Origin of the sequence: Mycolicibacterium vinylchloridicum, assembly GCF_013404075.1 — a bacterium.
In the GTDB taxonomy this organism is placed as follows: domain Bacteria; phylum Actinomycetota; class Actinomycetes; order Mycobacteriales; family Mycobacteriaceae; genus Mycobacterium; species Mycobacterium vinylchloridicum.
Map to the genome: position 1 here is coordinate 62,132 of NZ_JACBJQ010000001.1, position 14,732 is coordinate 76,863.

General features: G+C 67.4%; 18 protein-coding genes. 4 read left to right on the plus strand and 14 right to left on the minus strand.

The genetic code is table 11. From position 1 onward, the window contains the following. Nucleotides 1-72: 72 nt before the first annotated feature. From ccsB to HPC46_RS00365, 7 genes are all read right to left on the minus strand, one after another. Nucleotides 73-1,047, minus strand: a complete 975-nt coding sequence (gene ccsB / locus HPC46_RS00335; RefSeq protein ID WP_179466228.1) for a c-type cytochrome biogenesis protein CcsB — start codon at nt 1,045-1,047, stop codon at nt 73-75. Then, the gene (gene resB, locus HPC46_RS00340; RefSeq protein ID WP_179466229.1) at nt 1,044-2,720 is read right to left on the minus strand and encodes a cytochrome c biogenesis protein ResB; all 1,677 of its coding nucleotides are present in this window, start codon (nt 2,718-2,720) and stop codon (nt 1,044-1,046) included. The genes ccsB and resB overlap by 4 nt, the downstream gene beginning before the upstream one ends. Continuing rightward, the gene (locus HPC46_RS00345; RefSeq protein ID WP_179466230.1) at nt 2,717-3,496 is read right to left on the minus strand and encodes a cytochrome c biogenesis CcdA family protein; all 780 of its coding nucleotides are present in this window, start codon (nt 3,494-3,496) and stop codon (nt 2,717-2,719) included. The genes resB and HPC46_RS00345 overlap by 4 nt, the downstream gene beginning before the upstream one ends. Beyond that, entirely contained in the window at nt 3,493-4,089 is a 597-nt protein-coding gene (locus HPC46_RS00350; protein ID WP_179466231.1) for a TlpA disulfide reductase family protein, read from the minus strand. The genes HPC46_RS00345 and HPC46_RS00350 overlap by 4 nt, the downstream gene beginning before the upstream one ends. After that, on the minus strand, nt 4,086-4,694 hold the full coding sequence (locus tag HPC46_RS00355; RefSeq protein ID WP_179466232.1) for a histidine phosphatase family protein: 609 nt from the start codon (nt 4,692-4,694) through the stop codon (nt 4,086-4,088). The genes HPC46_RS00350 and HPC46_RS00355 overlap by 4 nt, the downstream gene beginning before the upstream one ends. After that, the gene (gene hemL, locus HPC46_RS00360) at nt 4,691-6,007 is read right to left on the minus strand and encodes a glutamate-1-semialdehyde 2,1-aminomutase (RefSeq protein ID WP_179466233.1); all 1,317 of its coding nucleotides are present in this window, start codon (nt 6,005-6,007) and stop codon (nt 4,691-4,693) included. Before hemL ends, HPC46_RS00355 begins: the two co-directional genes overlap by 4 nt. Nucleotides 6,008-6,077: 70 nt before the next feature. Continuing rightward, on the minus strand, nt 6,078-6,473 hold the full coding sequence (locus HPC46_RS00365) for a nitroreductase/quinone reductase family protein (RefSeq protein ID WP_179466234.1): 396 nt from the start codon (nt 6,471-6,473) through the stop codon (nt 6,078-6,080). A gap of 22 nt (nt 6,474-6,495) precedes the next feature. On the opposite strand from HPC46_RS00365, the gene HPC46_RS00370 reads away from it, so the two are divergent. Then, a complete protein-coding gene (locus HPC46_RS00370) occupies nt 6,496-6,876 on the plus strand; it encodes a nitroreductase family deazaflavin-dependent oxidoreductase (protein WP_179466235.1) in 381 nt (126 codons plus the stop codon). Nucleotides 6,877-6,888: 12 nt separating this feature from the next. Here the strand turns inward: HPC46_RS00370 and HPC46_RS00375 are convergent, their stop codons facing one another. Genes HPC46_RS00375 through HPC46_RS00390 form a run of 4 tightly spaced genes read right to left on the minus strand, consistent with a single transcriptional unit; the run spans nt 6,889 to nt 9,466 of the window. Beyond that, nucleotides 6,889-7,665, minus strand: a complete 777-nt coding sequence (locus HPC46_RS00375) for a trypsin-like peptidase domain-containing protein (RefSeq protein WP_179466236.1) — start codon at nt 7,663-7,665, stop codon at nt 6,889-6,891. A gap of 45 nt (nt 7,666-7,710) precedes the next feature. Next, nucleotides 7,711-8,094, minus strand: a complete 384-nt coding sequence (locus tag HPC46_RS00380; protein ID WP_179466237.1) for a hypothetical protein — start codon at nt 8,092-8,094, stop codon at nt 7,711-7,713. Beyond that, nucleotides 8,091-9,014, minus strand: coding sequence for a metallophosphoesterase family protein (locus HPC46_RS00385; protein WP_179466238.1), 924 nt, complete (start codon nt 9,012-9,014; stop codon nt 8,091-8,093). Before HPC46_RS00385 ends, HPC46_RS00380 begins: the two co-directional genes overlap by 4 nt. Next, nucleotides 9,011-9,466: a cupredoxin domain-containing protein gene (locus HPC46_RS00390; protein WP_179466239.1), complete on the minus strand. Its 456-nt coding sequence runs from the start codon at nt 9,464-9,466 to the stop codon at nt 9,011-9,013. Before HPC46_RS00390 ends, HPC46_RS00385 begins: the two co-directional genes overlap by 4 nt. 127 nt (nt 9,467-9,593) lie before the next feature. Between HPC46_RS00390 and HPC46_RS00395 the strand changes: the two genes are divergently transcribed. The 3 genes from HPC46_RS00395 to HPC46_RS00405 are packed head-to-tail and all read left to right on the plus strand — an operon-like array spanning nt 9,594 to nt 11,086. Beyond that, the gene (locus HPC46_RS00395) at nt 9,594-10,136 is read left to right on the plus strand and encodes an RNA polymerase sigma factor (protein ID WP_179466514.1); all 543 of its coding nucleotides are present in this window, start codon (nt 9,594-9,596) and stop codon (nt 10,134-10,136) included. Continuing rightward, on the plus strand, nt 10,133-10,843 hold the full coding sequence (locus tag HPC46_RS00400; RefSeq protein ID WP_179466240.1) for a Rieske (2Fe-2S) protein: 711 nt from the start codon (nt 10,133-10,135) through the stop codon (nt 10,841-10,843). The genes HPC46_RS00395 and HPC46_RS00400 overlap by 4 nt, the downstream gene beginning before the upstream one ends. Nucleotides 10,844-10,864: 21 nt before the next feature. Then, nucleotides 10,865-11,086, plus strand: a complete 222-nt coding sequence (locus HPC46_RS00405) for a hypothetical protein (protein ID WP_179466241.1) — start codon at nt 10,865-10,867, stop codon at nt 11,084-11,086. Here HPC46_RS00405 and HPC46_RS00410 read toward each other — a convergent pair. From HPC46_RS00410 to HPC46_RS00420, 3 genes are all read right to left on the minus strand, one after another. Then, nucleotides 11,083-11,670, minus strand: coding sequence for a TetR/AcrR family transcriptional regulator (locus tag HPC46_RS00410; RefSeq protein WP_179466242.1), 588 nt, complete (start codon nt 11,668-11,670; stop codon nt 11,083-11,085). The two genes, HPC46_RS00405 and HPC46_RS00410, sit on opposite strands and share 4 nt — an antisense overlap. Then, nucleotides 11,663-12,526, minus strand: a complete 864-nt coding sequence (locus HPC46_RS00415) for an oxygenase MpaB family protein (RefSeq protein ID WP_179466243.1) — start codon at nt 12,524-12,526, stop codon at nt 11,663-11,665. The genes HPC46_RS00410 and HPC46_RS00415 overlap by 8 nt, the downstream gene beginning before the upstream one ends. A 94-nt stretch (nt 12,527-12,620) precedes the next feature. Next, nucleotides 12,621-14,732, minus strand: a complete 2,112-nt coding sequence (locus HPC46_RS00420; RefSeq protein WP_179466244.1) for a heavy metal translocating P-type ATPase — start codon at nt 14,730-14,732, stop codon at nt 12,621-12,623.

The window sequence follows — 14,732 nt, forward strand, 5'->3', positions numbered from 1 at the left end:
ACTTCCCCCTGACATATCGTTTCGGGTTGGGTGTTTTCGTGGGTGTCCTTCCGACCCTAGCGCAACGTCGGGTCAGCCCACCCCGGCGTAGGAGTGCAGTCCGGTCACCACCAGGTTGATGAAGAACAGGTTGAAGACCATCGCGACGAAGCCGACGACGTTGATCCAAGCGGCTTTCTTGTCCCGCCAACCCGCGGTCGAGCGGGCGTGGAGATACGCGGCGTACACCACCCAGGCGATGAAGGCGACCGTCTCCTTGGGGTCCCAACCCCAGTAGCGGCCCCATGCCTCTTCGGCCCAAATCGCGCCGAAGATCACACCGAAACCGAAAATCGGGAACGCGAAAATCGTTGTGCGGTATGCGATTCGGTCCAGTGTCTGTGCGTCAGGCAGGCGCTGGACGATCCTTGCGAGCGCGCCGTCGTGCTCCGGAGCGGCCAACGGCGACATCTTCAGCAGGAACAAGATGCTGGCCACGCCCCCGACCAGGAACACACCCGAGCCGAGGCTGACCACCGACACGTGGATCGGCAGCCAATAGGACTGCAGCGCGGGCATCACCGGGGCGGCGTTGGAGTACAGCCACTTGCCAGAAACGGCCAGCAGGATCAGCACCGGCAGCAGCACGAACGCCCACAGCGCGCGGTACTGCGGTTTACGCAGCACGATCGCGGCCGCGACCAGACCGCAGAAACTGGTCAGGTTGATGAACTCGTACATGTTGCCCCACGGCACCCGGGAGGTGGCCAGCCCGCGTAACACGATGCAGGCGAACAACAGCGCGATGCCGACGTAGACCAGCGACAGGCCGGCCTTGCCGATGCGTTCGTCGGCCGACGCGCGCGGCTTTTCGACGACGACACCGGGTCGGTCACTGTTGGCGGTCACCCCCGCCGCGACGAGCTCGCGGGCCTCGACCTTGCGGCCGCGGCTGTAGGCGAGTTCGACGGCCAGCAAGAGCAGCGCGCCGACAAGAACGATGATCGATGAGGTGAAAGCCCAGTCTGAGTAACGGGCCAGTCCGATGTCGACGTGCTCGGTATTCACACCTTCTCCTTCGACGGCGCCGGCTCCGGCGGGTCCGCCAACATCCGCTCGGTGAGCTTCTCGAACTCGCCGCCCCACCCGGAGTTGTCGGTGCGGGCCAAACCGCCCAGCTCGACGTTTACCGTACCGGGCGGGTCAGCTGGGACTACCCCAAACCCCGGGTCGCTTCGCTCCTGCCCGCCGGTAATCCTCGCCCACACCCGACGGCGGCGCACAATCAGCGACACCAGCAACCCGCCCATCATGGACATCGCGAACACCAGCACCCACAGCTGGCCCGGATCGTGGGAGACCTGCAGGTTGACGAACGGGGTGGCGCCGTCGAAGCGCACCACGGTGCCGTCGTCGAGCGTGACCGCTTCGCCCTGGCGCAGGTTGGTGCGCTTGACCTTGGTCAGCCGCTTCTGCTCGATCAGGCGCGGGTCCAAGCTGAACAGCGACTGGGGTCGGCCGGTGTCCAGGCCTGTGTCGCCGCGGTAGATGTCGATGGCGACCGCGGGGTCGTTGGCCGCCGGAAAGCTCGACGAGAGCAGGGTGCCGTCGAGCTCGGCGGTGGGCGCGAACAAGCCCATGATCGCCAGTTGATGCTTGCGCCGCTCGGAGGCGTCGGGATACATGCCGCCGGGCGGGTCGACGCGGATCACGCCCGAGGACAGCAGCGTGCGTGGATCGTCGGGGCGCCATTGCAGCGTCTGGGTGCGCTGTTGGCCGTCTGGGAAGGTGACGGTGAACGTCGGGGCGTAGCCGTGACCCTGCAGGTACACCCGGTCACCGCCGATGCGCAGCGGATGGTTGACCTCGAGGCGGTAGGGGCGCCAGGTGCCGTCGGCCAGATCCGGCCCGGCCTGGTACTCGATGTTCGACGCGAACGAAAGGGCCTGCCCGCTCGGCAAATAATGAGCCTGGAAGTCGTTGACCCGCAGGCACATCGGATACAGCGAAGTGCCGTCGACACTGTTACCGGCCCGGAACGAGTCGAACGCGGCCGGTGACGCCGAGCAGAATCCCGGGCCGCCGTTGGCGACGACGATGACGTTGCCCTCGTAGCCGAACAGCTTGCCGGCCGCGATCGCGACCAGCAGGCCGAGCAGGGAGAAGTGGAAGACGATATTGCCGAACTCCCGCAGGTAGCCCTTCTCGGCGGAAATCTCGGTGGCGCCGTCGGTTTCGCGGGTGACCCGTCGCCAACCCTTCAGGCGCTGTGAGATCGTGGCGGCGGCGTGTTGCGGTGTACCGGCGATCTCGGCACTGGCGTACTTGGGCAGCCGGGACAGGTTGCGCGGGGCCGGGACGGGGACTGCGCGAAGACTTTTGGCGTGCTCGACCATCCGCGGCGTCAAGCATCCCACCAGCGAGATGAACAGCAACACGTAGATGGCCGTGAACCAGAAGCTGGAGAACACGTCGAAGAACTGGAGGCGGTCCAGCCACGGGCCGATGACGGTGTGCTCGGCGAGGTACTCCGCCACCTTGGCTTCGTTGAGGCTGCGCTGCGGCAGAAGTGCACCGGGCACGGCCGCCAGCGCCAGCAGGAACAGCAGCACCAGCGCGGTGCCCATGGAGGTCAGCGCCCGCCACAGGGTGCGGACCTGCCTGCCGAGCAGACGCGAAACCCCCCAAAATCGACCGTTTTTAGGGGATTTCGCGTCTGCTCGCGGCGGGGAGGTGGTCAAATCGGCAGCCTCACGTCGGAGACGAAGGCGTCGCGCACCCAGGAGATGAAGTCGTTCCAGGCCCCGGTGACCAGCGCCAGCCCGACGGCGATCAGCAGCACGCCGCCGACGATCTGGATGATCCTGGTGTGGCGGCGCAGCCAGCCGAATCCGTTGACCGCCCAACCCGATCCGAGTGCCAACAGAACGAACGGGATGCCGAGGCCGACGCAGTAGGCGATCACCAGTGCGACACCACGGGCCACGCTGGCACCGTCGGTGGCCGACGCGACGGCGATCACGCCGGTCAGCGTCGGGCCGAGACAGGGTGTCCAGCCCAGCCCGAACACCGCGCCCAGCAGCGGGGCACCGGCCACGCCGGCGAGCTTTTTCGGCGTGAACCGCGCCTGGCGCTGCAGAGCCGGGATGAAGCCGATGAACGCCAGACCCATAACGATGGTCAGCACCCCGCCGACCCGCTGCAAGACCAGCTGATTGGTGATCAGCGTGGTGGTCATGCCGAGTACCGCCACCGTGCCCAGCACGAACACCGCGGTGAAGCCGGCCACGAACAGCAACGCCGAGCCGGCCACCCGCCAGCGTTGCGCCTTGACCGCCACCTGTCCGGTGCGCGCGTCGAGGTCGTCGACTCCGACGACTGCCGCGAGATACGACAGGTAGCCCGGCACCAGGGGCACCACGCACGGTGAGGCGAAGGACACCAGCCCGGCCAGCACGCAGACCCCGAGGGCCAGCAGCAGCGGGCCCGCGGCGGCGGTCTGCGCGAAACCGGTCATGGTGCAGCCGGTTTCGGCTCGGCGGCCAGACGCTGCACCACCGGTAGCAGATCCTCGGCCAGCAGTTCACGCAGGAACACTGCGGCCACCCGGTGTTCCCGATCGAGCACCACGGTCGACGGGATCACTGTCGCGGGGTACTTGCCACCGAAGGCGATCATGGTGCGCATCGCCGGGTCGTAGATCGACGGGAACGTGACTTTGCGGTCGGTGACGAAATCCTGTGGGGCGGTGATGTCGTTGTCCCGCACGTCGATTCCGAGGAATGCCACACCCAGCTCGCGGGTCTGGGCGTAAACCTGCTCCAGCTGGGTGATCTCGGATCGGCACGGCCCGCACCACTGGCCCCACACGTTGATGACGACGACCTTGCCGTCGAAATCCTTCAGCGACAGCGTCTTCGACGGGTCCATCAATTCAGGCCCGGACAGTGGTCCTGGTCTGCCACGGCTGGCCGGCGGGTCGTAGAAGATATCGGTCTTGCCGCCCGGAGCGACGAACTCGAAGGTGCCTCCCTGCGCGACCGCGTCGTCACCGGTAGAGCAGCCGGCCAACACCGTCGCCGCCATCAGGAGGACCAACAGCCGCTTCACCGTCCGGCTAGCTCCGCGTATCCCCAGCCGATGTAGTCATCCCCGTCGAAGTAGAACGACGTCAGCGATGCCAGGTTGCACAGTCGCCGGGTCGGAAAGTGGTGCAGCTTGGCACCGGTCATCGCGCGGCGCAGCGTCTCGACCGGCAGCTGGTGGCTGACGCAGATCGCCTCGTGGCCGGCCCCCTCGATCCGCGCGCGTTCCACGGCGCCCTTCATCCGCGCGGCGATCTCGCGGTACGGCTCGCCCCACGACGGTGTCCGCGGGTTGCGAAGGTGCCACCAGTTGCGGGGATCGCGCAGCGCGCCGTCGCCGGGTGAGACCCGTTCGCCCTGAAAGACGTTCCGGGACTCGATGAGTTCGTCGTCGGTGTCGACGGCCAGGCCGTGGTGGGCGGCGATCGGCGCGGCAGTCTCCTGCGCCCGCTCCAGCGGAGAGGCCACCACGTAGACGATGTCGCGCTTGGCCAGCCAGCTGGCGACGGCCTCGGCCTGGGCGCGGCCGCGCTCGGAGAGGTGGAAGTCGGGCAGGCGGCCGTAGAGGATGCCGTCGGGGTTGTGCACTTCGCCGTGGCGCATGACGTGGACGATCGTGCGGTCGCTCATTCCTTGGCCTCCGCGGCAGCCCGCGCCGCCGCCGGGAGGGCGCCGGCAATCCGATCGAAGGCGGCGTCGTCGAGCGCGGCTGAGACGAACCAGGTTTCGAAGGCACTCGGTGGTACGTAGACGCCGGCGTCGAGCAGGGCGTGGAAGAACGCCGGGAACCGCCACGTCTGGCTGGCTTTCGCCTCGGCGAAGTTGGTGACCGGGGTGTCGGTGAAGAACACCGAAAGGAAGTTGCCCGCCCGCGGAACCTGATGGGCCACACCGGCTTGCGTCAGCGCGTCGGAGAGCAGACCGGCGAGCCGGCCGGCGTTGGCGTCGAGTGCGGCGTACACCGCGTCGTCGGCGTTGCGCAGGGTGGCCAGCCCGGCGGCCACCGCCACCGGATTGCCCGACAGGGTGCCGGCTTGATACACCGGGCCCAGCGGGGCGAGGCGCTCCATCACATCTTTGCGGCCGCCGAACGCGGCGGCGGGCAGGCCGCCGCTCATCACCTTGCCGAAGGTGAACAGGTCGGCGTCCACGGGATCGATTCCGTACCAACCACTTCGGCTCATCCGGAAGCCGGTCATCACCTCGTCGACGATCAGCAGGGCACCGTGCTCGGCGGTGATGCGGCGCAGCGCGGCGTTGTAGCCGGGCAGCGGCGGAACGGCGCCCATGTTGCCCGGGCACGCCTCGGTGATCACCGCGGCGATGGTGTCGCCGAACGTGCCGAAAGACTCCTCCACGGCGGCGATGTCGTTGTAGGGCAAGACAATCGTGTCGGCGGCGGTGGCGCCGGTGACCCCAGGAGACGACGGCAGGCCCAGGGTCGCGACCCCGGAACCGGCGTCGGCCAGCAGGGCGTCGACGTGGCCGTGGTAGCAGCCGGAGAACTTGATGACCTTCGAGCGGCCGGTGAATCCGCGGGCCAGGCGGACCGCGCTCATGGTCGCCTCGGTGCCGGAGTTCACCAGCCGCACTCGCTCGACCGGTTTCATCCGGGCGATGATCTCGGCGGCCAGCTCGGTCTCGCCGGGGGTGGGGGCGCCGAACGACAGGCCGTCGGCGGCCGCGCGTTGCACCGCGTCGACGACGGCGGGATGGGCGTGGCCCAGGATCATCGGACCCCACGAGCACACCAGGTCGATGAAGCGGTTGCCGTCGGCGTCGGTGAGCCAGTAGCCGTTGGCCGAGGTGATGTAGCGGGGCGTTCCGCCGACGGAGTTGAAGGCCCGGACCGGGGAATTCACTCCCCCGGGGATGACCGCGCAGGCGTCGGCGAACAGCCTGGCCGATGCCGCGGTCGAGGCGGCCTGATCGGTGCTGTTCATGGCCACCAGTGTCCCAGGCAGGCGGGGATGGTCAACTACAGGGTGTAGGAGTCCGGCCTACGAGTGTGGGTCACACCGGCTCGAGGCCGAAAACCGGGTGGTCGGCGAGCTCCGGCAGCTTGGCGAAGTAGCCGTCGACGGTCTTTCCCGCCTTGACGCGGTAGGCCGCCAAGACCGGTCCACGCTCGGCAACGGGCACTTCGGCGGCGGTGAACCGCGCCGAGCCCACTTTGGTGTCCAAGGTCACCACCGGGTTGGCCCGCACATTGCGCACCCATTGCGACTCACCCCGGGTCGACACCAGGTACCGGGTGCCGTCGACCTCGACGGTGATCACCGGGATCCGCTGCTCCTGCCCGCTGGCACGGGCCGTCACCGTCAGCGTCTCGGTGCCCGAGACGCCGGTGGCCATCGCGATCTTGTTGAACACCTTGACGGTGAACCACGGAGGCTTGAGGTAGGCCATGGTTAGAGAGTTTGATGGGCTGATGCATCTGCCGCAATGGTTGGCCAGGTTCAACCGACACGTCACCAACCCGGTGCAGCGGTTGTGGGCGGGGTTCGTTCCGACGATGGGCATCCTCGAACACGTCGGCCGCCGCTCCGGTGCGCACTACCGCACCCCGCTGATGGTGTTCACCACCGACGAGGGCGTGGCCATCCTGCTGACCTACGGACCGAACCGGGACTGGTTGAAGAACATCACCGCCACCGGCGGCGGCCGACTCAAACGCTATGGCCGGACCTTTGCCGTCAGCAATCCGCGGGTGATGACCAAAGCCGAAGCCGCCCATCATGTTTCGGGCCTCTGGCGGGCGATCTTCACAATGCTGCCGTTTGAGAACGCAGTGTTGCTGACGCGGAGCTGAGGTCGTCGGCGCTCACAGTCCCGAAGGAGGGGCGATACAGGGTCCGGTCGGCGCCGTCAGCGCACTTTTGTCAGCCTTCACCAGGTGGCGTGAGATCTCGCGTGCACTCAACACCAGGACCACCTCCAGCCGTTGAACCTCGCGGCCGAGCACCATGCCGAGCACCCGGCCGTCCATGTCGATGAGCGGGCCACCCGCGCTGCGGGGGTCCATCACGCCGTTGACCTCGTAGGCCTCACGGGTGACCGCGTCACCCTGATAGATGTCCTCACCGCGCGCCAAGGCGAACTGGCGGATGCTCGCGGCCACCGCCTCGGGCCCGGACCTGGTCGGGTAGCCCAATATCAATACATCGGCGCCCTTTTTCGCTCGCGATGGGGCGAGTGACAGCGGCGCGACGGCCAGGTTCGGCACGTCCAGGATCGCAACGTTCGCTCGAGGATCGAAGTCCACCACTCGAGCGCGGTAGCTTCTGCCGTCGGCGTACACCCCCGCCACAGCACTTCCAGCAACGGCCGTCGCCAGGGATATCACCCGATTCGGCCCGATCACGAAGCCGCTACCGCCCGTCAGCTCGTGGCAGGCCACTCCCCTGACTGCGACCACGCTCGGCTTGGCAGTGGTCACTATCGGATTGTCGACAACGCGCCGTTCCGGGGGCTGGTCGACGATCACCGACGGCGGCGGTTCGTGCTTCGGTGTTGCCAGCGGGTGTTCACGCACACATCCCGAGACGGCCGACAGGGCGGCCAGCAACACCGCAGCAGCCCGGGTCCAATGGGGTGGCATCTTGCAACGGTAGGTGCGCGCGGCGTGCGACACCTGAGTAGTGCACTACTGAAAATGCCCTGCAGGTACTACTGACCCGCGCCTGAGCAGCGACCACGCACACAGCGCCACCGTGATCGCCTCGGCGAGAACGCTGATCGGACCGTGCGGCGCCTCCCAGCCCCGTTCGATGAATCCCATGACACCGACCGTGCGCGACAGCGCGAAGGCTCCCAGCGCGCCGAGGGAGACCAGCAGTGCAACCACGCGCAACCAGCCGGGCCCGCCGAGCGCGATCACAATCGCCAGGGCGACGGAAACGGCTGTCAGGAACAGGAATCCGGAGCCTATCGCCGGGATGTACCGATAACCGTGCAGGTACAGGTAGCCGTGGCTGGCGGCGCTGACCAACAAGCCTGCCGCGATACCGACGTTGACGAACCGTGTCATTGCAGCGTCTCCTCTTTCAGTGCCAGCATGGTCTGGCCCTTGGTGTAGCTGACCTCGCGGATGCCGAGCGCGTCGTGCAGTTGGCCGGCCGGCAGGGTGAGCGGCTTGGGTGCGGGCCCATCGCCGGGATGCGGCAGCGGGTAGGCCGTGGTGGTGCCGCTGTAGAACGTGACGTTGTCCTCGGTCTTGGAAAACAACTGGTGGACATGGCCGTTCAGGCAGGTGACCGACGAGAATCGGCGCAGATAGCTCAGTGCCTGGGTGGCGTCATCGGTGCCCCACCCCCAGTCCGGGTACATCGCGAACAGCGGGATGTGGCTGAAGACGATGATCGGGGTGTCCGACGACAGTGACGCGACGTCCTTCTCGATGAACTCCAACTGATCGGCGCCGAGGTGCCCGAGCTTCTTGAGGTTGAGTGTGTTGACCAGTCCGATCACGTGAACGCCTGCGATGTCGAAGCTGTACCAGCCCTCCCCGCGGGTGCCGGCCCCGAACACCGCCCGATACTTCTGCCCGGCGTCGTCGACCGAGTCGTGCTCGCCGGGCACGGTGAAGACGTGAGGAGTGTTGAGGCTGCCCATCATCTGGCTGACCTGATCGAACTGTGCCGGGGTGGCCAGATGCGTGAGATCGCCGGTGTGGATGACGAAATCGGGCCGGTAGCCGAGGTTGTTGATCTGGTTGATCGCCCGCTCGAAGGACCCCACGACGTCCGGGTTCGCCGTCCCGTTGAAGCCGATGTGACTGTCGCTGATCTGGGCGAACCGCAGGGTCGGCCTCAGCGGGGTGGCGGCCGGGGCGGCGGCGACATGGGAGAGCACCTCGCCGCCGACGACAGCGAGGCCGACCGCGGCGCCGAACCAGGCACCGTGCCGCATCAGCTGTCGGCGGCTCATCTGCTGCGGATCACCGGTCATGGGTTCACCACCACGCTGCCGCGCATGAACGGGTGGATCCCGCAGCGGTAATCGAAGCTGCCCGCCTTGGTGAAGGTGAAACTGTAGGTGGCATTGGCGTCCATCCCCGGCGAGCGGAATGAGCCATCCTCGGCGACGACATTGTGGGGCTCCTCGTCCTTGTTGGTCCACGTCACGGTGTCGCCGACTTTGACGGCGAGAGTGGCAGGGGCGAACGCGAAGTTGGTGATGTTCACCGCCGTACCGGCGACCGGCGGGGCCTCCATCGTGGGCGTCGCGGCCGAGGGCATCGGGCCCATGCCCGGCATTGGCGACATCCCGGGCATCCCGACCGACGTGCCGCCGTTCGGCCCGAAGTCGACTGTCGGCGCGGGCACTGTCGTCGGTGCGGAGCACCCGGCGACCCCGAGTGCGACCGCGACGCATGCGAGCGCGGTACTCCAGTGGTGCATGAAATCTGCCTCCTCGGCTGAACCATGTCCGCAGCGCGGACCGTCTCATGAAGAGGTAGGCCGACGGTTACACCGAGGGATGCGTAACCCCGCCGCCTATCTCTGGATGATGAGCGGAAGGCAAACGATGGTGGCGTCGGACGATGATCGGCGCCCGCGACCAGACCTACGTCTGGTCCCCGATGCGCACTATCCGGATTGGGAAGCCGTCTATGACGACAACGTGACCTGGATGTACCGGATGATCTTCGGCCGAGTCGGGAACCAAGCCGACGCCGAGGACCTGACCTCCGAGGTCTTTGTGGCCGCGATGCGGCCTCTGCGCCTGACCGCGAGCATCCCGGAGGTACGCGCCTATCTGCGGGCCACAGCGCGCACCGTACTGGCGGCGCACTGGCGGGCCACCCTGGGCACCGAGATCACCACCGTCGAGGACCTGCCCGCCACCGACTTCGGTCCGGCGGCACCAAGCACCGCACCCCAACGCGTCGCCGCACTGCTGGACGCCCTTCCGGACAACTACCGACGCGTGCTGGAACTTCGCTTCCTTCAAGGCTGTTCGGTGCGAGAGACGGCCAGTACCCTCGGCGTAAGCGTCGCGAACGCCAAAGTGCTGCAGCATCGGGCACTGCGGTTGGCCGCACAGATCAGCGAGAGGGCACTGCCATGACCCGCCGCGAACTGCGCCGCTACATCGACGACATGCTGGCCGGGCGCCACCCGAAGGGCTTCACCCCCAGCGATTTCGAGGCCGCGCAGTTGCGCACGGCCATCGACCTGATCGCCGTTCGCGAAGATGCCGGTGAGCCGCGCCCGCAATTCGTGACCGGGCTCAAGGCGCGGCTGGCCGCCGAAATGTCGTCAGCGCCTGCGCGCGCGACTGCGGATGTCCCCGCGCCCGACACCGGGCCGCCGGCCACCCGCCGGCAGGTGATCCTCGGGACCACCGCCGCGGCAACAGCGGCGGTGGCCGGCGTTTCCGTTGACCGACTTGTGCTGCGCCCCAATACCAACGGACCACAGATCGCCGACGGTGACATGGTGCCCGTCGACGGGTCATGGCAGACCGTGGCGTCCAGCACCGAGGTGTCCGAGGGAACCATGCACGCCTTTGATCTGGGCTCGGTCAACGGGTTCGTCCGCCGGGTCAACGGCAAGGTGGAGGCGGTGTCGGGGGTGTGCACCCACCAGGGCTGCAAGCTGTGGTTCGACCAAAGTGTCGACCGGCTGCGCTGCCCGTGCCATTCGACGTCATTCTCGCCGGCCGGAGTGGTCATCACCCATGCGTTGCCGATCGCACCGAAGCCATTGCCGCACTTCGAGGTTCGGGAAAAGGGCGGCGTGGTGCAAGTGTTGGCTCCGCCGCACGGCGTGTAACCAGACCACATATCTAAAGGCATGTACAGCAACATCATTGGAGTAGCGCTCATCAGCATCACCCACCTTGTGACTTCCGGAATCGGCCCGGCACCCGACATCATCAGCCAATTGGAGAGCCAGGGCTATGACGTTCAACTCAACGGCCAGCCGAACGGAGCGCTGTCTCAGTGCACCGTCACCGGCGTGCACCAGGCCGCACCCGCCGCCTACGTCGACGTCGATTGCCCGGCCGGGAACTAGACCGAAACTGCCCGCAGCGCATCAGGCAGACTCGGTAAGAAGTGCTTGGTGGCGAAAGCCCGGATATCGTCTGCAGTTTCGATCGGATCCGGGCCGGGTAGCAGTTCGGCCATGATCGCGTATCGCCAGATGTTGTCGGCCAGTTCGTGGACAGCCCGCGGTCCGATCCGATCGGCGAAGCCCGGCGGGAAGATCACCTGCAGCGCGGCCTCAATGCGCTGCACCGCAGCCGCATAGTGTCGGCGGGCCAACTCCAGCGTCAGCGCCGGTTCGTCGCGGACCATCCGGTTGAGCACCCGGTGCTTGCGACCGCGCAGGATCGCCTGGGTGAATGCTTCGACATAGTAATTCGACTGTGGCCGTGCGTTCTTGAGCTCTTCGGCGATGTCGGCGAACAGCTGGGCGTTCTCCCGGTCCACCACGGCGGACACCAGGTCGTCCTTGTTGGCGAAGCGGCGATAGATCGTTGTCCGGCTCACCCCGGCCCGGCGGGCGACGTCATCGAGGGCGACCCGGCGGATGCCGTGCCGATCGAACTCGACGAGCGCGGCGTCGAGGATCGCTTCGGTCGACGGGTCAGACATGCCCTGCCTGCGCGAAACCCGCTGCGGCATAGCGGTTGTAGCGGACGTTCATCGGTAGATGGTCCCACAGCCAGTTGACCGGGCGCGAGCGCCACAACGCGGCGAACCGCTGATAATTGCGTTCCTTGCGCTCGCTCCACGGCAGGCCGAGCAACTCACGGGTGCGCGGCGGCATCCCCCCGGTGGTCAGGAACGCCGCCACCGGGTTGAACACCGGCGAAACCAGCCGCCACACAATCGGGTTGACGGCCTTGGGCTTCGGGAACCCCTTGGTGACATAGCCGACGCCGTATTTGGCGGTGGGGTGGGCGACGAGCACCTCGTTGATCATGCGGTCCCAGTAGCGCTCGAACTCTGCGTAATCGGCAGGCATCGGGCGATCACTGACACCGTAACGGCGATACCACGTCTTGGACTCGGAGTACATCTGCTCCTTCTCGGCGCGCGAGAGCCGCTTGACGAAGGTGTGGGCGAAGTACAGGGCCTGGTCGAAGAACGTCGCGTGCGCCCAGAAGTAGGTGTCGGGATCCAGCGCGTGATAGCGGTTGCCGTCGGGCATGTCGCCCTTGATGTCGTGGTGGAAGTCACGGACGCTGGTCCCGGCGTTGTCGTCGTCGCTGCCGTAGACGGTCTTGAAGATCGGCGGCAACGAGCGTTTGACCCGCGCTGCGGTGTCAGCGAAGAACACCGAGTGGTCCAGCACACCCTGGCCCAATTCGGCAAGCATGTTCTGCAGCACGGCCGGCCGGGGTCCGATCAGGAACATCCGGTTGTCGCCGAAGTAGCGCCACACCAGTGACTGTGGGCCGAGCGGCAGGGCATCGATGGTCGACTGGGACTCGGCTGTATCCGTCATGTGAAACAGCGTTACAGATTTCGCACTTTGTACCAAGTGCTTCGTGACCAGCGTCACTCCGCGCCAAGACCGGCGAAATGTCGGTTTCGCGCAGTCAGACGAATCGCTTGAGGCGCAGGCTGTTGGTCACCACCAGCACCGACGAGAACGCCATCGCGGCGCCGGCGATCATCGGATTCAGCAGGCCCAGCGCGGCGAGCGGGATCGCCGCCACGTTGTAGCCGAACGCCCAGAACAAGTTCTGCTTGATGATCCGCAGGGTGCGCGACGACAGCCGCAGGGCGGTCGGTACGGTCCGCAGGTCGCCGCGGACCAGCGTGATGTCGCCCGCCTCGATGGCGGCGTCGGTGCCGGTGCCCATCGCCAGACCGACATCGGCGGTGGCCAGCGCGACGGAGTCGTTGACCCCGTCGCCGACCATCGCGACCGTGCGACCCTGCGCCTGCAGCCGCTTGATGGCCTCGGCCTTCTCCGCGGGCAGCACACCGGCGATGACGTTCTCGGCGGCGATGCCGACCTCGGCGGCCACCCGCGCCGCCACGGCCGGGTTGTCGCCGGTCAGCAGGATCGGCGTGATCCCCATCGCCTTCAGTTCGGCGATCGCCTCGGCACTGGTCGGCTTGACCGCGTCGACCAGGCGGATCACTCCGCGCCGAGTGCCGTCGGCCGTCACCGCCACACTCGTGCGCCCGTCATCATCCGAGGCGCGGGCCACCCGGACCGTCACCCCCTCGACCACGCCGCTGACCCCGGTCCCGGGGTCGTTGGCGAAGTCACTCACCTCGGGCACGCGCAGGCCCCGCTCACGGGCTGCGGCCACGATCGCGGCGGCCACCGGATGTTCGGAAGCCGCTTCGACGCCTGCGGCCCAGGCCAGCACGGCGTCGTCATCGGCGCCGGGTTCGGCCTCGACGGCTGCGACCGACATCGTGCCGGTGGTGACCGTGCCGGTCTTGTCCAGGACGACGGCGTCGATACCGGTGACGGTTTCGAGCACCTGCGGCTCCTTGATCAGCACCCCGAGCTGCGCGCCCCGGCCGGTGCCGACCAGGATCGCGGTCGGCGTCGCCAGGCCGAGCGCGCACGGGCAGGCGATGATCAGCACCGCCACTGCGGCGGTGAACGCCGCGGCCGCCGAACCACCGGCAAGCAGCCAGGCCACCAGCGTGATCGCTGCGACGGCCAGCACAACCGGTACGAAGACCGCCGACACCCGGTCGGCCAGCCGCTGGATCGAGGCCTTCCCGCTCTGCGCGTCGGCAACCATGCGGGCCATCCGGGACAGCTGGGTGTCGGCGCCGACACGGCTGGCGCGCACCAGGATCCGGCCATAGGTGTTCACCGCGCCGCCGAGGACCTCGGCGCCCGCCCCGACATCGACAGGCACCGACTCACCGGTCATCGCCGAGGTGTCCAGTGCCGATGCGCCGTCCACGACGACACCGTCGGTGGCCACCCGCTCACCGGGCCTGACCACGATCACGTCGTCAACACGCAACTCCCCCACCGGGATTCGCACCTCGGTCCCGTCCCGCAGCACCGTGGCGTCCTTGGCGCCCAGCGACAGCAACGCACGCAGCGCGGCGCCGGCCGACCGCTTGGCCTTGGCCTCGGCATACCGACCGGCCAGCAGGAACACCGTCACTGCCGCCGCCACCTCGAAGTACACATGCCCGTGACCGTGCGTGGCCGCCCCGGTCACCACCTCATACAGCGACCAGAGGTAGGCCGCCAGCGTGCCGATGGATACCAAGGTGTCCATGGTCGAAGCGCCGTTCCGCGCACTGTTCAGCGCGGCCTTGTGGAACGGATAGCCGCCCCAGAACACGATCGGTGTCGTCAACGCCAACACCAGCCACAGCCAGCCCGGGAATTGCCACGCCATCACCATCGACAGCACCACCACCGGAACGGCCAGCACCGCCGAGCCGATGAGCCGCGGCCGCAGCTGTTCGGTCGGGACGTCGTGGTCCATGTGGTCGTGTCCGTGGCCGGAGTGGTCCACCACCGACGCGTGGTAGCCCGTGGATTCCACGGCGTGGATCAGGTCGTGCTCGGAAATCTGCGGCCCGTGTTCGATGTGTGCGCGCTCGACGGCGAAGTTCACCGTGGCCTGCACGCCATCCAGATCGTTGAGGCCGCGCTCGATCCTGGCCGCGCAGGACGCGCAGCTCATGCCAGTCAACTGGAGGTCGGTTGTCGCCAT